This is a genomic window from Tardiphaga sp. vice304 (genome assembly GCF_007018905.1).
Lineage (GTDB): Bacteria > Pseudomonadota > Alphaproteobacteria > Rhizobiales > Xanthobacteraceae > Tardiphaga.
The window spans coordinates 5,403,614-5,426,220 of record NZ_CP041402.1; the positions used below are offsets into that span (position 1 = coordinate 5,403,614).

A 22,607-nucleotide genomic window follows, 5' to 3' on the forward strand; every position below is an offset into this window, starting at 1 on the left:
ACCGGCCCAACCACATGCGCCTTTCCCGGATTGCGTCACCGCGCCGCGCTACGCGCTGCCCGCTGACTTCATCCGGGCTACAAGTCCACCCAGCAAAAAGCCCGACCTTGCGGCCGGGCTTTTCAAACTCATACCTGCGTAACGCTTACGCGGCTTCGTCCGCGGCGGCGACATCATCGTCACCGTCGGCATCATCCGCACCGGCGTCGGCGCCCGCTTCGGCCTTGGCGCCGCGGCGCGGGCTCTTGGCGAGTTGACCTTCGATCTCCTTGACCGCTTCGGTCTCGGTGACGTGCTGCACGACCGCGATCTCGCGCGACAGACGGTCCAGCGCGGCCTCATAGAGCTGGCGCTCACTGTAGGACTGCTCGGGCTGCGAGTCAGAGCGGAACAGATCGCGGACCACTTCGGCAATCGCGACGATGTCGCCGGAATTGATCTTGGCCTCATATTCCTGGGCGCGGCGCGACCACATCGTGCGCTTGATGCGGGCGCGGCCCTTCAGCGTCTCCAGCGAGCGCTTGACCAGCGCCGGCTCCGACAGCTTGCGCATGCCGACATTGGCGACCTTGGCGGTCGGCACCCGCAGCGTCATCTTGTCCTTCATGAAGCTGATCACGAACAGTTCAAGCTTCGCGCCGGCGATCTCCTGCTCCTCGATCGCGAGGATCTGGCCGACGCCATGCGCCGGATAGACCACGAACTCGCCGGTCTTGAAGCCCTGGCGCTGGGTCAGCGCCTTCTTCGGCTCGGCCACGGCCGGCTTGGCTGCGGCAGCGACGGGCGCCTTGGCAGAAGCGACCGGCTTGGCGGCGACCTTCACGGCTTCCTTCGGCGCGACCTTCTCAGCAGCTTTGGCGACAGGCGCCTTGGCGGCGACGGGCTTGGCAGCAGCAACAGGCTTCGCGGCCGCCTTGGTCTCCACCTTGGGAGCAACCTTGGCGGCTGGTTTTGCAGTCTTGTTGGGCATTGCACTTCTTTTATTTTTCGAGGATTTGGCCGCCGCGACCTTCGCGCTGCTCCGGGTATCCTTGACAGATGCCTGGGCACGGCCTTTCTTTGCAGTGCGGCTGGCCGCAACTGCCTTCTTCGAAGCGGGCTTCGAAGAAGTTTTCGACGGCGAAGCCTTCGCCGCCTTCACAACACTCTTTTTACGCGTTTTCTGTGACACAGCCCGTGCGCGGAATCTGTCGCGCCCCTGTTGGATGATTAAACGGGGAACCCGACAGGGCCACTCAAGCGGCACCACGGGGTCCGACTATTGAATTGTGCCTATAATAGCACATTTCCCGCAAAAATCAATGATTTATGCCCCGTCGAGGCCTTTGGGGAGGCAATCGGCAGGGTTTAATCGGGTCAGGGTAAATAGCTTGGCCGAGCGCAGAGCGCCGGCGTCAGGCTCAGTCGCCTTTGCCGGGCGCCGGCGAGAAGAACTTGTCGAACTTGCCATCGACGCCGTCGAATTCCTTGGCGTCGTCCGGCGCGTCCTTCTTCTGGGTAATATTGGGCCACTGCTTGGCGTATTCGGTATTCACCTCGAGCCACTTCTCCAGGCCCGCTTCGGTATCCGGCTTGATGGCATCGGCCGGGCATTCCGGTTCGCAGACGCCGCAGTCGATGCATTCATCCGGATGGATGACGAGCATGTTCTCACCCTCGTAGAAGCAATCCACGGGGCAAACTTCAACACAGTCGGTATACTTGCACTTGATGCAGGCTTCAGTGACGACGTAGGTCATCCACGGCTCCGGAACGATCAGTTTTTCAAGCCGTGGCGTAGCGCACCCACAAGGTCGCCGCAAGGGACGCGGCGCGTATCAGGGTCTGCAAAACGCGATTAGCAGGAAGCTGCTGCAAATAGTGAATCGGGAACAGAATCTTTCTGGATCTACGCCGGCGGCAGCGGCACGTCGGCATAAAGTACCCGCGCGGCGGTGGCGTCACCGCGCCGTTCCGCAAAGGCTTCGACCTTCATCACCCGCACGGTGCGGTCCAGCGCCACGGTCAGAACGTCGCCGATCTTGACGCCGTGCCCCGGCGATTTCTCGCGATTGCCGTTGATGCGGACATGGCCGCTTTCCACCAGCGCAGCAGCACTGCTGCGGGCTTTCACCACCCGCGCATGCCACAGCCATTTATCGAGACGCTGGCGTTCCAATCACCACCTGTCGCTGCACAAATCCAAACCTCTCCACCGTCATTGCGAGGAGCGAAGCGACACGGCAATCCAGAAAGCCGTAAACTCGGCAAGAACTGGATTGCTTCGTCGCAAGGGCTCCTCGCAATGACGAGGAGAGGTCGGAGTTCGTCGTCTCAATCCTTGCGGCCGGTCAATTGTTCCTTGAGCGCGGCCAGCTTGGCGAAGGGCGAGTTGGGATCGATCGGACGGTTACGCTCCGGCGGCGGAGCGCTCGAGGCGTAGGGCCGCGTCGCGCCACCGGAGTTGCGATCGTTGCGATCGGGACGGCCGCCCTTGTCGCGGTCGCCGCCCTTGAACTTGCCCTTGTTGCGGTCGCCAAAGCTCTTGTCGCCACCGGGCTTCTTGTCGCCGAACCGCTCGCGCGGCGGACGGCCCTTGTTGTCGTCGTTGCGCGGGCCGCGATTCGGGGCGCCTTCGGCCGGCGCGCCGGCATTGGCCGCACCCGCATCAGGACGCGGGCGGCGGAATTCACTGCGATCGCGGCGCGGACGGTCATTGCGCTCGCGCTTGGCGCCATCGGCCGGCGCTTCGCCTTCGGCGGGCGCAGCGGCGTTCGACGGATTGGCCTGGCGCTGATGGCGGTTGCGGTCGTGACGCGGCGGGCGGCGTTCTTCCGAACGGCCACCGGGGCGCCAGACTTCCACCATTTCGGGTGCGGCGGCCTCGACGGGCGCGACGGCTTCCGCGGAAACTTCCGTCGCAGAGGCGTCCGCCGTCGGCGCCTCGGCACCGACGGCATTGGCGATCAGCTCGGCTTCAGCGGCCGGCGCCGCGGCTTCAGCGGGGGCCGCCTCGTCAACAGCAGCAGCTTCAGCGGCAAGTTCTTCGACCGCTGCTACCGGATCGGGCTGCAATTCGACGGGCGCTTCGTCGCGCGTTTCGGCCGGCACCAGATCGACGCCCGGCAACAGCGAGGCGGACGGCGAACCGATCACCTCCGCCACGGCAGGCGCATCATTGCTGATGTCGGCGATATCCTGGGTCTCGACGGCGACCGCGGGCTCTTCGGCGGCAGCATCTGCGGCAATGGTATCGCCTTCGGACGGCGCATCGCTGCTGATGTCGGCGATATCCTGGGTCGCCACGGCGATCGCGGGCTCTTCAACCGCGGCGTCGGCGGCAACCACTTCCACCGGCGTCGTCGCAGCCATCGGCTTCGGTGCGGCTGGCGGCAGCGGCGGGCGCTTCTCCATGCGATAGCCCAGCGCGCGCAGAATCGAGGCAAAATCCTCGCCGGCCGAACCGGTCAGCGAGGTCATCGCCTGCGTCACCACGAACGAGCGGCCATCGAAGGCGCCGGCCGGCTTCTCGCCGGGCGAGGCCTCGCGCCACGACAGCGCAGGGCGGATCAGGTCAGCGAGGCGTTCGAGAATATCGACGCGCACGGCGCGCTCGCCGCACTGGCGATAGCCGAGGATGCGATAGGCGTCGCGGTCGAGCAGCTTGTCGACCGGAAACGAGGTGCGGCCGGAGCTGGCGAGATGCTGGGCGGTGGACAGCGCCGCCATGTCGACATTGTCCTGCTTCTGCGCCCACAGCAGCAGCGCCAGTGAGCGCGCCGCGGGCTTCAACAGTGCCGGGACATAGATGTGATAGGCGCCGAACCGCACGCCGTATTTGCGCAAAGTGGCGCGCGACGGCTGGTCGAGATCCTTCATCTCGGTGGTGATCTTCTGCCGCTCCAGCACGCCGAGCGCCTCGGTGAGCTGGAAGGCGATGCCGCGCGCGATGCCGGTGATGTCTTCGGCCTTCGTCAGGTCGAACAACGGCCCGAGCAGTTTTTCGATATGTGTCTTGAGCCAGAGATCGAGGCGGGTTTGCACGGCCTCGCGTGCCGGGCCAGCCAGTCGATCGTCGGAAATGATGCGTAGGCGGGGATGCAACACGTCGTCGGCGGCGTTGAGCCGGGCCACCGCGTCGCCGGTCCAGCGCAGCGTGCCGTCGGAGGCCAGCACGAACTGGTCGTCGGGGGCCTTCGACAGTTTCTCGGCGCGCGCCTCGATTTCACCGGCCAGCGCCTTCAAGGCGGCGGCCTGCAAGGCCTTGGCGTCCGAGCCGGCCTCGGCCGCATCCGGCGCAAAGGTGAAACCGTCCAGACGGCCAATCACATGGCCCTCTACGATCACTTCGCCAGTCTTACCAATTTCAGTATTCAACATCGTATTTTCCCGCAAGCGGCGCATCAATACACTGGTACGGCGGTCAACGAAACGCTCGGTGAGCCGTTCATGCAGTGCATCTGACAGTTTATTTTCCAAATCGCGAGAGATTTGCTGCCAACGGTCTGGATTGACGAGCCAATCCGGACGATTTGCCACAAAGGTCCACGTCCTGATCTGGGCGATTCGCCCCGATAACGCGTCGATATCACCATCTGTTCGATCGGCCTGCGCGATTTGCGCGCCGAACCAATTATCCGGGATCCGCCCCTTCTGCATCAGAAAGCCGTAGATCGTCACCACCAGCTCGGCATGCGCGGCCGGCGCGATGCGCCGGTAATCCGGGATCTGGCAGGCCTCCCAGAGCTTTTCGACCGCTTCCTTGCCCTGCGCCCACTCCCGGACGTCGGGATCCCTTGCGCAGTGATCGAGTACGCGGAGATCTTCGGCGATCGGCGCGCGGGTCAGCGCCTCATGATTCGGCACCATTGCCAGCGACACCTGCAAGGCCGCGATCGAGGAGAAATCCAGCTTGGAATTGCGCCATTGCAGCACTTTGACGCTGTCGAAGGTGTGGTTCTGCAGCGCGTTGACCAGTTCGGGCTCGAATGGCGGGCAGCGCCCGGTGGTGCCGAAGGTGCCGTCGCGGGTGGCGCGGCCGGCGCGGCCGGCGATCTGCGAGAACTCGGCCGGGTTGAGCCGGCGAAACTGGTAGCCGTCATATTTGCGGTCGGAGGCGAAGGCGACGTGATCGACGTCGAGATTGAGCCCCATGCCGACCGCATCGGTGGCGACCAGATAATCGACGTCGCCGGACTGAAACATCGCAACCTGGGCATTTCGCGTGCGCGGGCTGAGTGAGCCCAGCACCACGGCCGCGCCGCCGTGCTGGCGCTTGATCAGCTCGGCGATGGCGTAGACCTCATCCGCCGAGAACGCGACGATCGCGGTGCGCCTGGGCTGCCTTGTAATCTTGCGGTCGCCGGCGAATTCCAGATGCGACAGCCGCGGCCGGGTGACGATGCTGGCGCCGGGCAGCAGCCGCTCGATGATCGGGCGCATCGTGGCGGCGCCCAACAGCAGCGTCTCGTCGCGGCCGCGGCGATGCAGGATGCGATCGGTGAAAACATGGCCGCGCTCCAGATCGGCGGCGATCTGGATCTCGTCGACGGCTAGAAACGCCACGTCGATGTCGCGCGGCATCGCTTCCACGGTGGAAACCCAGTAGCGCGGCCGGGCCGGCTTGATCTTTTCCTCGCCGGTGATCAGCGCCACCGCCTCGGGGCCGGCGCGATCGACGATCTTGTTATAGACCTCGCGCGCCAAAAGGCGCAGCGGCAGGCCGATGATCCCCGACGAATGCGCCAGCATCCGCTCGATCGCCAGATGGGTCTTGCCGGTATTGGTGGGCCCGAGCACGGCGGTGACGCCGCTACCGGGAGCCCTGCCGTTCGACATCGGCGGGAGGGAAGAAAAGGCCATATTTTCAGGTATTTCTGCGTCGCCGACTTTTCAAGTGTGTATCAGTTTGCGACGCTTTCGGAGGCACGCGGCAAGCTTTGGAACGGGGCCGGAACGAAAGCGGCCCGAATCGGTGACTCGGCACCATCCCGGCCGCACCACCCCAACATCTCGCGCAGCGCCCTGCTTGCGCTCACTAGATCAAGTTTGCGGAGGCGTCACAAGGGCCGCATCGGCGCGGCATTCGTTAACGCCGCGAGGACTCCGAAGCGGATTTGAGTCAAGCGGACTCTTCTTCACCCTTGTAATTTGCCGAATGCCGTTTCTGCTAAGCTTGGCGGAGCGGTGGCAGGCGAAAGACCGCATCACCTGAGGGACACCAAGCCCGTTGGGGAGCGTGGGTCTTCGCCTGCCGTTCCATCGAACCCGAACAGTCGCTTGGGCCGCTTTGCGAGCCCGCTTGCGCAAGGATGGGATCAGATGGACGCGATTTACGTTGGCATCGATGTTTCGAAGGACCGGCTGGACGTAGCGGTACGCCCAACGGGCCAGAGTTTTGCGGTCGCCCGAGATGGCGCGGGGATCGACGAACTGATCGGACGACTGAAGGCGATCTCGCCACGGCTGGTAGCCATCGAGGCGACCGGCGGCTTCGAGACGGTTGTCGCAGCGGGCCTCGGCGGAGCAAGCCTGCCGGTGGTGATCGTCAATCCGGCGCAGGTGCGCTTCTTTGCCAACGCGGTTGGCAAGCGCGCCAAGACCGATCCGATCGATGCCATGGTGATCGCGCATTTTGCCGAGGCGACCAAACCGCAGCTGCGTCAGCTGCCCGACGAGATGACGCGCCTGCTTGCCGATCTGGTCGCGCGCCGGCGCCAGATCGTCGAGATGATCGCGGCGGAAAGCCAGCGTGCCCGTCGCGTCAGTAATCCGCGGTTGAAGAAGAGCATCGCCCGGCTGCGCAAGGCGCTGGAGAAAGAGCTGGCTGAACTGGACGACGATATCCGCGATCACGTCCAGGGCACGCCGGCCTGGGCCGAGAAGGAAGATCTGCTGGCCTCGGTCCCGGGCATCGGGCCGACGATTGCCCGCAGCCTAATCGCCGAATTGCCGGAACTGGGCACGCTTGATCGCCGTCAGATCGCCGCGCTTGCGGGTCTGGCGCCATGGACCCGGCAATCCGGCCAATGGCGCGGCAAGAGCTTCATCGGCGGCGGCAGAGCCAGCGTGCGCGGCGTGCTGTTCATGGGCGCCATGGTCGCCGCTCGCTTCAATCCGACGCTCAAACTGTTTCGAGACAAACTCGTTGCCGCCGGCAAGCCCAAGCTGGTGGCGATCATTGCGGTCGCCCGCAAGCTACTCACCATCCTCAACGCCATCCTCCGGGACAAAACGCCATGGCAGCCCAAAAACGCTTGACCCGAAAGACAGTCGCTCCCCTCTTGAGGGGGAGGGTGCAGGCGACCTCAATTCGTCTTGGCGGCGGTTTTGGGCGGCGCGGCGGTGGTGACGAATTCGGTCGCCTCCAGCGCGGCGGTGCCGAGCGGCGTCGGCACCGTGACCTTGAACGGCACCAGCACCCTTGTGCCGGCGATCGGCACGAACCAGACTTCGATATTGCGCTGGGCGGCGAGATATTTGATCGCGGCGCGGTCCGGGATGTAGCCGGACACTGGCGTGAAATACAAAGCGCAGACCACGGCCTGGCCGTGATAGCCCTTCTCGGCCTTGACGTTCTCCATCCGCTTGTAATCGAGCTTGAGGTCGTAGCGCATCCGTCCGTCGAAGATCGCCGTGCCGGTGCGGCAGGAATCCGCCGCCAGCACATCGCCGCTGCCGGGCACCCGCAGCAGCGAGCCGGTCATCGGGTCGAGCACATTGCGGCGATGCGCGTCGGTGATCGGCAGCCGGTCGGGATCGGCCGGCGGCTCCGGCTCGATCGAAAACTCCTTCACATAGCCGGACGCCAGCACCATCTTGATGGCTTCCGACTTCTTCGACGACAGCGTGGTGGCATTATAGGTCGAGGGCAGCAGCGAGCCGACCACGACACGGCCGGCCGAGGAACCGGTGCCGGAGCCGCCGGCGAAGGCCTTCAACAGGCCGGACGTGCCGCCCTGCGCGGCCGCGCTGTAGGAATCGTCTGATATCTCGATGGTCCAGCCGCCGCGGCCGACCGGAATGCCGGCCAGGCTGGCTTCATATTTCGCGTCGAGCCGCCCCTGGGCCGCGGCGGGCGCCATAGCACCCAGCAAGCTCGTCAGAGCAAGGCCCGCCGTCAGCAGCACGAGGCGGGCGAAAAGCGGCTTTTCGACAAGGTTCACGTCGGCAATTCCTCGAGCGGCGCCCTGGCGGCGATGGACCGCGCGCGCGATCCACCGCTATACTGCCCAAGCAAGGCCGCGGATGTCGCGATAATTCCGGCTTGAATACGTCGATTATATGATTGAACTGCCACCGGAAACGGCGCGAGGCGCGCCGTGGCCGCTGCGGTAAAACAGCCGATCCCAGGCTAATTGCGCCCGGATATCTTGACGCTGCGGCCCAGCCGCCCTATAGGTCCGCGGTTCCTGAAAATGGACTTAGATTTACAACCCCTGCCTGGCAAAGGCTGGCGCGGGGATGAACAAGGATTTCGCCATGTCCCGCCGCTGCGAACTGACACTCAAGGGCCCCCAGGTCGGCCACAAGGTGAGCCACTCGAACCACAAGACCAAGCGCCGGTTCCTGCCGAACCTGGTCAATGTGACGTTCCTGTCGGACGCGCTCGGCCGTGGCGTGCGGATGCGCGTCTGCACCAACGCCGTGAAGTCGGTCGATCACCGCGGCGGCTTCGACGCCTATCTGATCAAGGCCAAGGAGAGCGAACTCTCCCAGAAGGCCGTGCTGCTCAAGCGCGCCATCGAGAAAAAGACCCCGGCCACTGAGGCCGCCCCAGTCAGCGTCGCGGAAGCGCCGGCTGCGTAAGGTTTGCGCCGGCAGCGTATAGCGGCTTCGAACTGCAGAATTTGAAAACGGCCGGATCGCAAGATCCGGCCGTTTTTGCGTTCAGATCCGTCAAGACAATTGCAATATACCTTAGCGAGAAGCTATCAGAGATTGCGCCCTTGTAGTTGACAAAGGCTTGAGTGATTTAGACGGGAGGATACGTGCTCGATTTTATCGTGAATCACCTTAGCCAGATCGGCAGTTTCGTCGGCGGCATATGCGCTGGCGCGGTTGGTGGATCTCTAGTCACATTCAAAGTCTCCCGAAAAAATCAGGCAGATGGATCGAGTTCCATTACGGACCAAACCGGAGCGCACGCTGGTGGGGATCTCGTAGGACGAGATAAGTCTACAATTCTTAAGCGGTAGAGCGCTCATGACGGGCGAAACGACTTCGGTGAGCGTCATTCAATCCAACGCGAGCGCGAAGGGACATATAGCAGGTCGCGACATAAACTCGACGATCATCAACAATGCCCCCCCGCGAGCGGCTGGCATAGTCGAGCAACTGCTTGAAAAGCTGGACGCGGAACTGCAGGGCGATCAGAAAACTCAGAATACGATCCATAAATTGCAGCGCTATTACTCCAACAAAGCTCACGACGGAATTAATGGCCTTGAAGCCAAACTTATACACGTTGGAAGAGAGACGGCATACGCCGACGCGATAGAGATGAAAGAAATGTTCGCGAAACTCCTTGAGCAATGGTCCTTGTATGCTTCCGCTCAGCAGATCTTTGTCTATCTGCTCGCAAGAGCCGAGCGCCATTTTAATGATCTCATTCTACCTCAAATCGCATCACTCGACGAAGCTGGCGTCAATAAAATGGTCAATGAACTTATTGTCGATGACCTGAGCCCCAAGCTTCATCCAGCGATGGGAAGAATCCTTTGATCATTTGAGCCTGTGTGGCTCGGTGATGCAACGGGACGGGGCGCGAGCCCCAAATCAGCTCATGCGGTCCGTCCCGTTGCATGTCGGACGCGTGGAGCTTGGCATAGGTAGCCGGTGGAAGATTGCCGATCGCGCTGTGAGGGCGGACGGTGTTGTAGTCGTCCTGCCATTCAGCAAGGACTTCGCGGGCATGGTTGAGGGACGAGAACAACGTCTCGTTCAGGAGTTCGTCGCGCAGGCGCCCATTGAAGCTTTCTACGAATGCGTTCTGCTGCGGCTTGCCTGGTGCGATGTAGTGCCATTCGATCCTGGTCTGCTGTGACCATCGCAAGATGGCCATGCTGGTAAATTCGGTACCGTTATCGCTGACGATCGTTAGCGGGGGACCACGCCGGGCGATCACCGCATCGAGCTCTCGGCCGACCCTTGTGCCCGAGAGCGACGTATCGGCAACCAATGCGATGCACTCGCGGGTGAAGTCGTCCACCACGGCCAGCATGCGGAAGCGCCGGCTGTCGGTCAGCGTGTCGCTGACAAAGTCGAGCGACCAGCGATGGTTGGGACCTTGGGGCAACGTCATCGGAGCCCTTGTTCCCAGCGCTTTCTTGCGACCACCACGCCGTCGAACCTGAAGCCGCTCCTCGGCGTACAGACGCCGCAGCTTCTTGTGATTGATCGAAACGCCATCGATGCGCAACAGTAGGAGCAGGCGACGGTAGCCAAACCGCCGTCTGATATTGGCCAGTTCGCGCAACCTCGCGCGAATGACAACATCGTCGGGCCGCACGCTGCGATAGCGTACCGAGGTTCGATCCGCTCCGATGACCGCACACGCCCGCCGCTGGCTGACCTCAAAACTTGAACAAAGGTGAGCCACAGCTTGTCGCTTCGCGACGGGCGTCATCATTTTTTTGAATTGAGATCCTTCAACATGGCGTTGTCGAGCATCGCTTCGGCCAGCAGCTTTTTTAGCTTGGCATTCTCGTCGGTCAGAACCTTCAGGCGGCGGGCCTCCGACACATCGAGCCCACCATACTTCGCCTTCCATTTGTAGAACGTCGCGCTGCTGATCCCGTGCTTGCGACAAACGTCCCCGGTCTTTGAGCCTGCCTCGTGCTCCCGCAGGATCGCGATGATCCGCTCTTCCGTGAACCTCGACTGCTTCATCTCCGTCTCCCTTCAGGTGACGGATTCTACCCATTTTTGGCGGAAGTTCAGGGGCTCAGGTCATCGAGCCGACCGTGAGTGAGTGCGGCGCAAGCGTATTTGAAATCGATCACAATACAGCATTAGGGATGGTCTATTGGTTGGCCGAACAGTGTTTCGTACGGTGGCACAGGTGAACCAACTAGTCTTCCAACCAGCGCTTGACCCGCTACACGCAGCTTTTCGCATCCTACGCCTACGCTCCATCTTATCGGAGTCTCCCCCGCTACACGTAGAACATGTTCGCATACTTGATTTTTTCCTTCTGTTCCCTTTCAGAATACGATCATTGCGACTTGCACCCTCGCATCAGCATTACAAAGCACTTGCAGAAAAATATGCACACCTAGCCCCCTACGGCGAACAGCCCGACTCCGAACTGCTCTTTGAGAGAATGAAGCCCATGCAAATTGCCGCCTTAGAAACGCTAGCGCTAAGAGGATACATCGATGAAGGTAGTTTTAAAGCAGGAATTTTTAAACCAACTCAGAACGAGATTCCAATTGAACTCGCCGACAGAATATCGCGCATCAATTACGAGCAATCTGACCTAGTCGATTTTTTAAGGATCCTCGCAACAGGCTACGATGTTTCAGGCGAGAACGGGCTGAAAGCCCGCAGTCAATTGATGGATTCTCGATATGACGCGATTTGAACCTACGCTGATAGTGAAGCGGTTGGTCGTAGAGCGACGCGAGGCGGTAGTTTACGACGAGCGTTTTCATGCAGGTGTCAACGTTGTTCGCGGAGAGAACTCCTCTGGAAAGTCCACAGTTCTAAACTTCATCTTCTATGGATTAGGTGGCGACCTCTCTGATTGGAGTGCCGTAGCTCGCCTGTGCTCAAGGGTAATTGTGGAGGTCAGCCTAAACGGACTTAGCGCGACGCTTAGCCGAGAGATATCTGAAACTAGCGGTTTGCAACCAATGGATATCTTTGGTGGAGCTTACGACGACGCCAAGAGCGCGCCTCGCAGTGAATGGTTGCGCTTTCCCTATAAAGGCGGCGCAAGCCGCGAGAGCTTTTCTCAAGCGTTGTTTAAGCTAATGGGCGTTCCGGAAGTATCAAGCGATCTTTCAGGCCACATAACAATGAATCAGATCCTGCGTCTGCTCTACGCGGACCAACTCAGCCCGGTCGAACAGATTTTTCGGGTAATGCCATTCGATAGAGCCGATTTACGAGATACAGTCGGCCGCCTGCTCTGCGGGGCCTACGACTCCACCGTTTATGACAACGAACAAAGGGTGCGGGAACTCGACAAGGAATTTGATACCGTAAACGGACAATTGAGAAGCCTGTTTTCGGTGCTGGGAAAAGCAGATCAAGGATTTACTTATGATTGGATCGACGCTCAGCGAAGCGTCCTCGAACGAGAACGCGTTGAAATTGGCAACGCCATCCAAATCGCCGAGAGGGCTTTTTATACGTTAGAAAAGAAGGATAAGCTTACGCTTGTCCAGCAAGAAAAATCCTACAAAGAAGTTCAAAGAATTCAAGCTAGTTTGCTCAAGGCTAAACATGATCGAGACGCATTAGCCCTCGCCATAGCCGACTCTGCTGGCTTTTTAAGAGCGCTGAACAACAAATTAGAGGCGCTACAAGACTCTTCGACGGTCGCACAACATATTGGAGCGGTTCGATTTGAGTCTTGCCCATCGTGTTATGCCGTCTTGGATCTAGAAACTCCTCATGCTTGCCATCTCTGCAAGACGCCATTTGATTCAGAGCAGACAAAGGGACGCATTGCGGGACTTATATTGACAACCGGGCTTCAAATTCGACAATCAGAAATGTTACAGGCACGTCGGGAAGAAAAATATACTATTTTAGAATCTCAAATTCGAGCGATGGAGTCTTCCTGGAAAGAAGCCTCTCGGCGGCTCGCTAGCATACAATCGCTTCCCTCAAGCACTGAGCGAGAGCGACTGCGAGAGCTTCATCGCAGATCGGGATATCTGCAGCGGCAAGCTGAAGATATTGAGCAGAAGGCGCAACTGGCCGAGACAATTCGCGCATTGTCCGATCGTAAGAATGCGCTTCAAAGTGAAATATACAAGCTGAAGTCTGACAATGAAGGTCTGCGCGCTCAACAAGAAGCCCGAATGGCGGCTGCATACACAAGCATAAGCACTGAAATTAAGAAGCTCTTGATTCTCGATCTCCGCCGCCAAGATATCTTCGAAGACCCTCAAAGTGTCAGCTTTACATTCTCGGACAATAAAATCACGGTGGACGACGAAAATTACTTTTCCGCTAGTTCGCGAGCAATCCTAAGGAGCAGCTTCTTTCTGGGTTTCTTTGCAGCGGCAACAAAGAATCCTTTTTTTCGACACCCACGCTTTTGTATGATCGACTCTCACGAAAACATGGGGGTCGAGGCCATACGAAGTCAGAATTTTCAACTTCAGATGCTTCGTATATCCCGAGAGAGCAAGGTCGAACATCAGATTATTTATGCAACAGCAATGATTGAGCCTGAGTTAGAAGATGATAGTTATACTGTCGGCGCGTTTTCGACGAGCGACGATAAAACGGTCGGCATCAAAATGGTCTAGCAAATAACTCCGCTTAAAACGGAAAGCCATTTGCGGCGAGCATTTCGGTATGGCACACCACAACATCGCCCCATTTCGTTCGGGAACACGCCGCCGCCCGCGCGGTTCTTCTTTTGGTGCGCTGCGAAGCGCAAGATCAATCGAGGAGTTTCCGATGAATAACATCCTGCGCAAGGCGATGCTGCCCATGCTGGCGGCGGTGACGATCTCGGCGGCGACGCCGGTGCTGGCGGCGGACGTCTATGTCGGTGAGCGCTACGTCCGCGAGGTGCCGGTCGCGCAGGGGCCGTTCACGCTGCAGCAGGCGCTGGTGGTGGCCCAGGAGATCGGCGTGGTGACGGTGTCGAATACTAATTTCGACGGCGATCAGTGGGAGATCGAGGGCCGCGATATCAACGGCAAATATATCGAGGTCGATGTCGACGCCCGTACCGGCGAAATCCGCGACGTCGATCGCTCGATGCTGTAACGGAACACGACGCGAACCGATCGCATGACCACGACAACGGCGGCGGGCGACAGCCCGCCGCCGTTGTCGTGGTGGCTGCGATCAGCCGCAGCGGCCAAACCTTCGTGCTCGCGCGGCAACCGGCCCACGCCGGCGCGCTGTCATCGCCATGTCCTGCGGCACAACTTGACGTCGCCAAAAGCAGTTACGGACCGCATGGTCCCCGGCGCGCGGCGGCACAGATCCGGTGAAATGCGCCGCTGTCGTTAACCGTGCATTCACATTGTCGCGTCGCTGCTGCGAAACATTACTGGATATCGGTCGTATCTGTCGGACATCGCGCGGAGCGATGATAGGTGATGCGTTGCAACGCCGCCGAATGGGTGCGACCACATCTGATGCCAGCACGGCCAGTTCCAGAACCTATCCGACGGATATCTCCGCGCTGGCTGCTTGCCGGCGCGTTGCTCGCCGTGATCGGCTTCATGGCGATCTGCGGCAGCGTGCTGCTCGGCATGCGGACCGGCGACGAGCGGCTGGCGCAGCAGATGCTCGGCAATGTCGCCGCCCGCATCGACGGCGACATCAGCCACAACGTCGAATTGCTCGACCTGTCGCTGAGCGCGGTGGCCGCCAACATGACGGCGCCACAAGTGCTCAACGCCACGCCGTCGATCCGGCAGGCGATCCTATTCGATCACACCACGCCGCCGCGGCAGTTCGGCGCCATCCAGGTGCTCGACGAGGCCGGAACCGTCACCATCGATTCCGCCGCGCAGCCCGCGACGGCGCGCAGTTTTGCCGACGCCGAATTCTTCAAGGTGCATCGGCGCGATCCGCTGGCCGGGCTGTATATCTCCAAACCGATGCTGCACGACGGCACCTATGGCCTGGTGTTGAGCCGGCGCATCGCGACGCGCGACGGCCGCTTTCTCGGCGTGGTCGCCGGCATGATCCGCTACAGCTATTTCGACGAGCTGGTCGCGGGGCTGCATTTGCAGCCCGACGACGTTGTCAGCGTGGTCCGGCAGGACGGGCTGCAGATCATGCGCGCGCCGCTGGACATGGCGGTGATTGGAACCGACGTCAGCCGGCTGCCGGTCGTGCAGCAGGCGCTGGCGGCGCTGTCCGGTTCCCATGTCGCGACGAGCGCGGTCGATGGCATCGAGCGGCTCTATGTCTGGCGCGACGCCCGCAATCCACTGATCGTGATCGTCGGCCGCTCGACCCGCGCGATCTTCGCCGACTGGCGCCGCGAGGCGCTGGTGATTGCCGGCGCGATGGGCGCGCTGTTCCTGCTCGTGCTGGCCGTGCTGCTGCTGCTGATGCGCGAGATGAAGAAGCGCGCCGGCATCGAGGACGAGATGGCGCGGCTGGCGATCACCGATGCGCTGACCGGGCTCGGCAACCGCCGGCATTTCGACGCCACGCTGGCCAGGGAATGGCGCCGCGCGTTGCGCGCAAACGCGCCGCTGGCGCTGCTGATGATCGATGCCGACCATTTCAAGGCGTTCAACGATGCCTTCGGCCACCAGGCCGGCGATGTGGCCCTGGTCGAAATCGCCGGCTGCATCGCCGGCCACGCGCAACGCGCCAGCGATTGCGCCGCGCGTTACGGCGGAGAGGAATTCGCGCTGTTGCTGCCCGGCCTGTCGCAGTCCCAGGCGATCGAGCTCGGCGAACGGATCCGCTCCCAGGTCGAGGAACTGAACACCGGCGCGGCCGTCACCGTGAGCATCGGCGTTGCCAGCCTGCGGCCGGCGGCCGGCCAAAGGCCCGCCGATCTGGTCGGCCACGCCGATCTGGCGCTGTACTCCGCCAAGGCGCAGGGCCGCAATTGCACCTATCCCGTTACCATCGCCTCGCAAAGCGCACGCCGCCCGGTGCAGTCGGCGGTAATTGAGGCCGGTTCTTAACCGCTGATTCACCGGCCTTGCTAACCTCCCCTGCACCCTTGCCCCGTAGCGTTCCGAACCGGGGGAGTGACGACATGAAGTTTCGTCTGTGGGGCCAGAAGGCCGACATACCGGGTCCGACCGCACGACATCGCCTGTCGGGGATGCGGCGTGGCGTCGTGCGCTGGCTGATCGTCGCGGGCATCGTGCTGATCGGCGCGATCGCGCTCGGCACCGTGATGACGGTCAATCATTTCCGTGAGCGTGCGCTGGCCAATTCCGCGCATGAACTGGAAAAAACGTTGTTGCTGCTGACGCGACATTTCGATCATCAATTCCAGGACCTGAAGCGCATCCAGAAAAGCCTGACCGCCGACCTGCTTGCAAATGGCGTACGATCTCCGATCAGCTTCGCCAGCCGCATGTCGAGCTATGAATCCCATGTGATGCTGACGTCGAAGGTCGATGATGACGCCGTCGGTGACATCACCGTGCTCGATGCCGAGGGTCGCCTCGTCGCCTGGTCCGGCAATTGGCCGGCGCCGGAACTCAACCTCGCCGATCGCGAATATTTCCAGGCTTTGAAATCGCAGGATTTCATCACCGACGGAGAGTTCGTTCAGCACATGCAAAGCCGCATCACGGGGCGCCCGAAGACCTTGTTTGCACGCCGTATCAGCGGCCCCGACGGACAATTCCTCGGCGTGGTGACCCGCGGCGTCGAGCCGATGGAATTCGAAAAATTCCTCGCTTCCGTGACGCTCGGCGACAATTCCGCCATCGCCATTGTCCACCGCGACGGCACGCTACTGGCCCGGTATCCGGTCATAGGGGAGATCTTTACGAAAGAGCCCAGCAGCGGCGTGCTGTTGCAACATCTGCAAGCGAGCGGCCAGCCGGTCACGATGCGCGTGATCAGCCCCTTCGATCAGATCGAGCACATCGGATCGATCCGCTCGCTGCGGGATTTTCCGATCGCGCTGGTCGCGACCAGGGCAACCGACGACGTCCTGGCAGACTGGCGCGCCCAGACCAGGTTCCTGATCGTGACGGCCAGTTTCTCCGCCTTGGTCATCGCCATCCTGCTGCTGCTGGTGATCCGCAAGATCCAGCAGCAAAGCCGCCTTGCGCAAGCGCAGTTGACGCTTGAAAAGGACCGGCTCGATATCGCCATCAACAACATGACGCAGGGCCTGGTCTTGTTCGACAAAAAGGCCCGCGTCGTGATCTGCAATAAACCCTATCTCGACATGTACACGGTCCCGCCGGAGCTCGCACTTCCCGGCAGCCACTTCCGCGACCTGATTGCCCATCGAAAGGCACACGGCTCGTTCATCGGCGACATCAATACCTACGTCAGCGAAGTCCTGAAAGACGTCTGGCAGACCACCAGCGACGTGCTGCAGACCGGCGACGGCCGTTCGGTCCAGATCAGCAGGCGGCCGGTTCCCGACGGTGGCTGGGTCGCGACGCACGAAGACATTACCGAGCGCCGCCGCAGCGAGGAAAAGATCGCGCATCTGGCGCATTATGACGCGCTCACCGACCTGCCAAACCGCGTGCTGTTTCGCGAAGAGCTCGAACGGGAGCTCGCCAACCTGGCGAATGGCGCGCAATGCGCGGTGCTCTACATCGACATCGACGAATTCAAGAGTATCAACGACTCGCTCGGACATCCGGTGGGCGACGAATTACTGAAGTATATCGCGCAACGGCTGCGGCGTTGCGTGAACGGCTCCGACATGGTCGCGCGGCTCGGCGGCGACGAATTCGCCATCGTGCAGACCGGCATCGCGACACGCAGCGACATCACCGATCTGGTCGCGCGAATCCATGCCGCGATCCGCGAGCCATTCGAATGTCTCGGCCACCGTCTGCTCACCGATGCCAGCATCGGTATCGCGCTGGCGCCACAGGACGGCAGCGACCTGGATTCGCTGCTGAAGAACGCCGACCTGGCGATGTACGGCGCCAAGGCCGACGGCCGGCGCACCTATCGTTTCTTCGAACCGCAAATGGACGCCAAGGTCCGCGCCCGCCGCATGCTGGAGCTGGATCTGCGCCAGGCCATCGCCCATGGCGGCTTCCGGGAAGGCGGCTTCGAGGTTTACTATCAGCCGCTGGTCGATCTGTCCGACGACCGCATCGTCGGCTGCGAGGCCCTGCTGCGCTGGCAGCATCCCGAGCGCGGCATGATCTCGCCGGCCGAATTCATTCCGGTCGCCGAGGAAATCGGTGTCATCAGCCAGCTTGGCGAATGGGTCCTCGACACGGCCTGCAGCGAGGCGGCGACATGGCCGGACGATATCCGCGTCGCCGTGAACGTCTCGCCGCTCCAGTTTCGCTGCCAGTCGCTGGCCCTGAAGGTGGCCGCAGCGCTGGCCCATTCGGGCCTGCCGGCACAACGGCTGGAACTGGAGATCACCGAAGCCGTCCTGATCCGCGACGACGACGTCGCGCTGACGATCCTGCATCAGTTGCGGGAAATCGGCGTGCGGATCGCGCTCGATGATTTCGGCACCGGCTATTCCAGCTTGAGCTACCTGCAGCGCTTTCCGTTCGACAAGATCAAGATCGACCGCTGCTTCGTGACCGATATCGCCGAGCCGCACGGTTCGTCGGTGATCGTTCAGGGGGTGGTCAACATCGCCGCCTCGCGGCACATGACGACCACCGCGGAGGGCGTGGAAACCCAGCAGCAGAAGGAATTGCTGCGCGCGCTGGGCTGCACCGAGATGCAGGGCTACCTGTTCAGTGCCGCGAAACCCGCCGCCGAGGTACGTCGGCTGATCGAAGCGCTCCGCACCAGGGCTGCGGCGGCCTGAGCGTTGGCGACACCCGGATACCAGCCGCGCGCTGCGTTTCGCCTCGACCATCTCACCGCAGCACTGCAGACGCGCTGCGGCGTCCACGCCTGACCCTGACGCCACGACCGCTTCATCAAATATTTTTACCGGGATGAAATGATCCAGGTACCGCATATGGCCGTCGTTTACCGTTTTCAGTAACACTCTCTCCACTTATGGAACCCTAGTTTGGAACTTTCAGGGGGACGACATGGGCTGGCGGGGACGGAAGCATCGGCTGGATGGCGCGGGGAAGCGGCGAAATCCCGTCCGTTGGCTGATCGCGACCGGCGTCGTCCTTTTGGGCGCCATCATTCTCGCGGCCACCCTGACGATCATCAGCTTCCGCGACAGCGCGCTCGAGAACCATCGTCGCGAGCAGGAAAACAGACTGGTGCTGTTGACGCGCCACTACGAAAAGGAATTCAGCGATCTCGATCGCGTTCAGCGTGACATTTCGATCCATCTGCAGCTTGCCGGCGTCGTGACGCCGGAACGCTTCATCGAACTCATGAGCACGACCGAGGAGCACATCAGGCTGAAGGCCAAGCTGAACAGCAAGGTAAGCAGCACCCTCAACATCCTCGATGCCGAGGGCTGGCTGATAAACTCCACCCAGGGCCGGCCGGCCGTGCACGTCAATTTCGGAGACCGCAAGTATTTTCAGCAGCTCAAGGACGCCGGGGGCAACGCCAACGAGGAGGTTTCGGAGTTGATCCTCAGCCCGATCAGCGATCAGCCACGCTTGCTGTTCGCCCGACGGCTTATGGGGCCGAACGGTGAATTCCTCGGCGTGGTGACCCGCCATGTGGCGCCAGAGCAATTCCAGGCCTTCTTCGCCACGGTATCGCCGAGCCAGGATTCCACGATAGCGCTGTGGAATGAGACGTTCACTTTGCTGGCTCGTTTTCCGCACGTGAACGACATGATCGGCAAGAGCTTCACGCCCGATGTTGCCCTGTCCCGGATAGAAACGAGCGTCGAGCCGTCGACCCTGATCCACACCGGCATCATCGACGGACGCGAGCGAATGTCGTCGATCCAGCGGATCCCAGGCTTCCCGCTGGCAATCGTCGCCAGCACCCCACTCGATCGCGTGCTGGTCGATTGGTACGCGGTGAGGCGAGTGACCGTCATTGCCGCCCTGCTGGCGGCGTTGCTGGTCATCGGCGTTTTGTATCTGGTCATCGGCCAGGTCCGCCAGCAGAACCAATTGTCGCGCGCGCAGCTCAAGCTGGAGAGGGAGCGGCTCAGGAAGGCAATCAACAACATGACGCAGGGCCTGCTGATGTTCGATGCCGACGCGCGCGCCGTGATCGTCAATCAGAGCTATCTCGATATGTATCATTTGCCCCGCGACACCATCTGGCAGGGCATGCCGCTGCGCGAGGCCCTGGCCCATCACCGCATCAACGGCGCTTGCGACGGCGACGATCTCGACACGCTCTCGATGAAGGTCCTCGAAACGGTCAAGACCCGGCACGCCAGGACCATTTCCCTGAACGACGGGCGCGTGATCCATCTGCAGTGCCAGCCGATCACCGATGGCGGCTGGGTCGTCACCCACGAGGACATCACCGAGCGCCACCGTGTGGAAGAACGCATCGCCCATCTGGCGCATTACGACACGCTCACCGACCTTCCCAACCGGGCGCTGTTTCACAAGATGCTATCGCAGGAGCTGGGGTGGATTTCGCGAGGCCAGCAATGCGCCGTGATCTATGTCGACATGGACGAATTCAAGAGCATCAATGATTCCCTCGGCCATTCGGTCGGCGACGCGCTGCTGACGGAGGTGGCCAAGCGGCTGAAAGACTGCGTGCGCAACACCGACGTGGTCGCGCGGCTGGGCGGCGACGAATTCGCCATCGTACGGACCGACCTGAAAAATCGCGATGAACTCGTCGACCTGATGGAGCGCATCCACACGGCCATCCGCGAGCCGTTCGAATGTCTCGGCCATCGTCTGCTGACCGACGCCAGCATGGGCGTCGCCCTTGCGCCGCAGGACGGCAGCGACCTTGACCAATTGCTGAGGAACGCGGACCTGGCGATGTACAGCGCCAAGGCCGACGGCCGCCGCACCTATCGTTTCTTCGAGCCGGAAATGGACGCGCGCGTGCAAAGCCGCCGCGCCCTCGAGCACGATTTGCGCGATGCCATCGCCGGCGGCAATCTGACCTCGGGCGGCTTTGAGGTGTACTACCAGCCGTTGCTCAAGCTGGCCGACGACAGCATATCGGGATGCGAGGCCTTGCTGCGTTGGCGTCACCCCCGGCGTGGTGTGGTTTCGCCCGCCGATTTCATTCCGGTCGCCGAGGAAATCGGCGTCATCAACCAGCTCGGCGAATGGGTGCTGACCACCGCCTGCAAGGAAGCCGCGGGTTGGCCGCAGGACATCAAGCTGGCGGTCAACGTCTCGCCGGTCCAGTTTCGCAGCCACACTTTGTCGATCAAGGTTGCCGCGGCGCTGGCTGCATCCGGACTGGCACCGGCGCGACTCGAGCTCGAGATTACCGAGGCCGTGCTGATCCGCGACGACGAGGTCGCCCTGACCGTTCTGCACGGACTTCGCGCCATTGGCGTGCGGATCGCGCTCGACGATTTCGGCACCGGCTACTCGTCGCTGAGCTATTTGCAACGCTTCCCGTTCGACAAGATCAAGATCGATCGCTGCTTCGTGACCGAAATCGCCGAACCGAAAGGATCCTCCTCGATCGTGCAGGCGGTGGTCACCATTGCGTCCTCGCGCGACATGATCACCACTGCGGAAGGCGTCGAGACGCAGGCCCAGAAAGAACTGCTGCGCACGCTCGGCTGCACGGAGATTCAGGGATGGCTGTTCAGCGCCGCCAAACCCGCCGCCGAGATCCGGGCCCTGATCGAAGCGCACGACGCCAAGACCCGGGCGGCCTAGGCGCCCTGCGCGGGGCGTGCTGCGGGGCGAACTGCAGCGCGCCGTTATTCCACCAACGTGAACTGCAGCAGCAGCGTCCGTTGCAGCATTGAGAAATTGTCGTCGGATACCAGCGTCAGCACGGTGTCGCCGTCTTCGGTGACATGAACATCGAGGCCTTCGAAATTATCGATTTCGTGGCCTAAGTCGGCATCGAAAATCGAGGGACCATCCACCGTGGCGCCGGCGGCGATCGACGCCAGAGCGATGCGGCGGATGCGAATGCCGGCGCCGCCGAGCAGCGACAATTTGCGCTCCAGCACCAGCAGGTCGCCGGTCGGCAGCTGCGCGGCGTCGCTGATGTCGTAGCTGTCGGTGCGGCGCACCGAGAACGTCGCCGTCGCCTTGCCGCCGATCAGCCAGGCCATGATGTTGCCAGCGGGATCGAGGCCCCGTTCGGAAATCGCGATCAACGTTCCCGCCAGCGCAAGACCCTTGCGACCGACCACCAGCGATTCCAGGCTGCCATTGGACGGCAGCTTGCGCATGCCCGGCGGCTGCGGAAGCACCTCGGCGCGGGCGCGCACGCCATCGCGTCCGAAATCGAATTTCAGGATCTGGTGCACCCGCTCGAGGCCGACATAGACGGTCGGCCCATCGACCGCGATCGACTCGCTATCATACCATTTGCGCGCGGTGATGGCGCGACCATCGGGGCCCAGGATCGGCGCCGCCTCGACATCGGTCAGGCCGACCATCGCCTTGCCGCTATACGCAATCTTGCCGGTGAACCAGTTGCCCTGGTCGCTGATCGAGACGAAGCCCTCGCCCCTGGCATCCAGCCGGATGCCGGAGAGGCCGCCGAAGTCGCGATATTTCGAGGTGAGGATCAGGCCGCTGCGATAGCGCAACTGGCCGAACTGCACATGGCTGCGATCGCGGGTGTCGAAGGATGGGACCGGGCGGGCGTCGACCTCGATCGAGACAGGCTCGCGGGTCGGCGGCGGAGTGGCGGGAATGGTTTGGGCGTGAGCGAGAGATGAGAACATAAAAGCA

17 protein-coding genes are annotated in these 22,607 nt (G+C 61.7%); 10 read left to right on the forward strand and 7 right to left on the reverse strand.

Annotation, left to right across the window (positions count from 1 at the left end):
* Positions 1–145: 145 nt before the first annotated feature.
* The 4 genes from FNL56_RS25795 to FNL56_RS25810 all read right to left on the reverse strand — a co-directional run bounded on the left by FNL56_RS25795 (position 146) and on the right by FNL56_RS25810 (position 5,841).
* The gene (locus tag FNL56_RS25795; protein WP_441351315.1) at positions 146–1,207 is read right to left on the reverse strand and encodes a CarD family transcriptional regulator; all 1,062 of its coding nucleotides are present in this window, start codon (positions 1,205–1,207) and stop codon (positions 146–148) included.
* Between the two features lie 193 nt (positions 1,208–1,400).
* Positions 1,401–1,739, reverse strand: a complete 339-nt coding sequence (gene fdxA / locus FNL56_RS25800) for a ferredoxin FdxA (protein WP_143575668.1) — start codon at positions 1,737–1,739, stop codon at positions 1,401–1,403.
* A 149-nt stretch (positions 1,740–1,888) separates the two neighbouring features.
* Positions 1,889–2,158, reverse strand: a complete 270-nt coding sequence (locus FNL56_RS25805) for an RNA-binding S4 domain-containing protein (protein WP_143575669.1) — start codon at positions 2,156–2,158, stop codon at positions 1,889–1,891.
* Positions 2,159–2,313: 155 nt separating this feature from the next.
* Entirely contained in the window at positions 2,314–5,841 is a 3,528-nt protein-coding gene (locus FNL56_RS25810) for a helicase-related protein (protein ID WP_143575670.1), read from the reverse strand.
* A 459-nt stretch (positions 5,842–6,300) separates the two neighbouring features.
* On the opposite strand from FNL56_RS25810, the gene FNL56_RS25815 reads away from it, so the two are divergent.
* Complete coding sequence (locus FNL56_RS25815) at positions 6,301–7,239, forward strand: IS110 family transposase (protein WP_143572486.1); 939 nt, start codon at positions 6,301–6,303, stop codon at positions 7,237–7,239.
* Positions 7,240–7,286: 47 nt separating this feature from the next.
* Here the strand turns inward: FNL56_RS25815 and FNL56_RS25820 are convergent, their stop codons facing one another.
* Positions 7,287–8,063 (reverse strand): DUF3108 domain-containing protein, encoded by a 777-nt coding sequence (locus tag FNL56_RS25820; protein ID WP_143576380.1) that lies wholly within the window; start codon positions 8,061–8,063, stop codon positions 7,287–7,289.
* Positions 8,064–8,460: 397 nt separating this feature from the next.
* On the opposite strand from FNL56_RS25820, the gene rpmB reads away from it, so the two are divergent.
* Positions 8,461–8,787, forward strand: coding sequence for a 50S ribosomal protein L28 (rpmB, locus tag FNL56_RS25825; RefSeq protein WP_143575671.1), 327 nt, complete (start codon positions 8,461–8,463; stop codon positions 8,785–8,787).
* A gap of 396 nt (positions 8,788–9,183) precedes the next feature.
* The gene (locus tag FNL56_RS25835; RefSeq protein ID WP_143578412.1) at positions 9,184–9,702 is read left to right on the forward strand and encodes an ABC-three component system protein; all 519 of its coding nucleotides are present in this window, start codon (positions 9,184–9,186) and stop codon (positions 9,700–9,702) included.
* On the opposite strand, the gene FNL56_RS25840 is transcribed toward FNL56_RS25835, so the two are convergent.
* A protein-coding gene (locus tag FNL56_RS25840; protein WP_246661480.1) for an IS3 family transposase occupies positions 9,647–10,869 on the reverse strand; the annotation gives its coding sequence in 2 pieces (ribosomal slippage) (positions 9,647–10,620 and positions 10,620–10,869; 1,224 coding nt in all). The two genes, FNL56_RS25835 and FNL56_RS25840, sit on opposite strands and share 56 nt — an antisense overlap.
* Positions 10,870–10,931: 62 nt before the next feature.
* Between FNL56_RS25840 and FNL56_RS28900 the strand changes: the two genes are divergently transcribed.
* The 7 genes from FNL56_RS28900 to FNL56_RS25870 all read left to right on the forward strand — a co-directional run bounded on the left by FNL56_RS28900 (position 10,932) and on the right by FNL56_RS25870 (position 21,572).
* Positions 10,932–11,045, forward strand: a complete 114-nt coding sequence (locus tag FNL56_RS28900; RefSeq protein WP_368039360.1) for an ABC-three component system protein — start codon at positions 10,932–10,934, stop codon at positions 11,043–11,045.
* Entirely contained in the window at positions 11,042–11,563 is a 522-nt protein-coding gene (locus FNL56_RS25845; RefSeq protein WP_368039320.1) for an ABC-three component system middle component 5, read from the forward strand. Before FNL56_RS28900 ends, FNL56_RS25845 begins: the two co-directional genes overlap by 4 nt.
* On the forward strand, positions 11,550–13,466 hold the full coding sequence (locus FNL56_RS25850) for an ATP-binding protein (protein WP_143575673.1): 1,917 nt from the start codon (positions 11,550–11,552) through the stop codon (positions 13,464–13,466). The genes FNL56_RS25845 and FNL56_RS25850 overlap by 14 nt, the downstream gene beginning before the upstream one ends.
* A 154-nt stretch (positions 13,467–13,620) precedes the next feature.
* Positions 13,621–13,935 (forward strand): PepSY domain-containing protein, encoded by a 315-nt coding sequence (locus FNL56_RS25855; protein WP_246660793.1) that lies wholly within the window; start codon positions 13,621–13,623, stop codon positions 13,933–13,935.
* Positions 13,936–14,312: 377 nt separating this feature from the next.
* Entirely contained in the window at positions 14,313–15,830 is a 1,518-nt protein-coding gene (locus FNL56_RS25860; protein ID WP_143575674.1) for a GGDEF domain-containing protein, read from the forward strand.
* A gap of 143 nt (positions 15,831–15,973) precedes the next feature.
* The gene (locus FNL56_RS25865; protein ID WP_143576384.1) at positions 15,974–18,634 is read left to right on the forward strand and encodes a bifunctional diguanylate cyclase/phosphodiesterase; all 2,661 of its coding nucleotides are present in this window, start codon (positions 15,974–15,976) and stop codon (positions 18,632–18,634) included.
* Between the two features lie 232 nt (positions 18,635–18,866).
* Positions 18,867–21,572 (forward strand): bifunctional diguanylate cyclase/phosphodiesterase, encoded by a 2,706-nt coding sequence (locus FNL56_RS25870; protein ID WP_143575675.1) that lies wholly within the window; start codon positions 18,867–18,869, stop codon positions 21,570–21,572.
* Between the two features lie 44 nt (positions 21,573–21,616).
* On the opposite strand, the gene FNL56_RS25875 is transcribed toward FNL56_RS25870, so the two are convergent.
* Entirely contained in the window at positions 21,617–22,600 is a 984-nt protein-coding gene (locus tag FNL56_RS25875; RefSeq protein ID WP_143575676.1) for an esterase-like activity of phytase family protein, read from the reverse strand.
* Positions 22,601–22,607: the final 7 nt, after the last annotated feature.

Bases quoted from the DNA above. Each gene is read 5' to 3' on its own strand.
- FNL56_RS25855 (WP_246660793.1), top strand. From the start codon at position 13,621: ATGAATAACATCCTGCGCAAGGCGATGCTGCCCATGCTGGCGGCGGTG.
- FNL56_RS25870 (WP_143575675.1), top strand. From the start codon at position 18,867: ATGGGCTGGCGGGGACGGAAGCATCGGCTGGATGGCGCGGGGAAGCGG.
- FNL56_RS25860 (WP_143575674.1), top strand. From the start codon at position 14,313: ATGCCAGCACGGCCAGTTCCAGAACCTATCCGACGGATATCTCCGCGC.
- FNL56_RS25820 (WP_143576380.1), bottom strand. From the start codon at position 8,063: ATGGCGCCCGCCGCGGCCCAGGGGCGGCTCGACGCGAAATATGAAGCC.
- FNL56_RS25835 (WP_143578412.1), top strand. From the start codon at position 9,184: ATGACGGGCGAAACGACTTCGGTGAGCGTCATTCAATCCAACGCGAGC.
- FNL56_RS25875 (WP_143575676.1), bottom strand. From the start codon at position 22,600: ATGTTCTCATCTCTCGCTCACGCCCAAACCATTCCCGCCACTCCGCCG.
- FNL56_RS25850 (WP_143575673.1), top strand. From the start codon at position 11,550: ATGACGCGATTTGAACCTACGCTGATAGTGAAGCGGTTGGTCGTAGAG.
- FNL56_RS25815 (WP_143572486.1), top strand. From the start codon at position 6,301: ATGGACGCGATTTACGTTGGCATCGATGTTTCGAAGGACCGGCTGGAC.
- FNL56_RS25865 (WP_143576384.1), top strand. From the start codon at position 15,974: ATGCGGCGTGGCGTCGTGCGCTGGCTGATCGTCGCGGGCATCGTGCTG.
- fdxA (WP_143575668.1), bottom strand. From the start codon at position 1,739: ATGACCTACGTCGTCACTGAAGCCTGCATCAAGTGCAAGTATACCGAC.
- rpmB (WP_143575671.1), top strand. From the start codon at position 8,461: ATGTCCCGCCGCTGCGAACTGACACTCAAGGGCCCCCAGGTCGGCCAC.
- FNL56_RS25810 (WP_143575670.1), bottom strand. From the start codon at position 5,841: ATGGCCTTTTCTTCCCTCCCGCCGATGTCGAACGGCAGGGCTCCCGGT.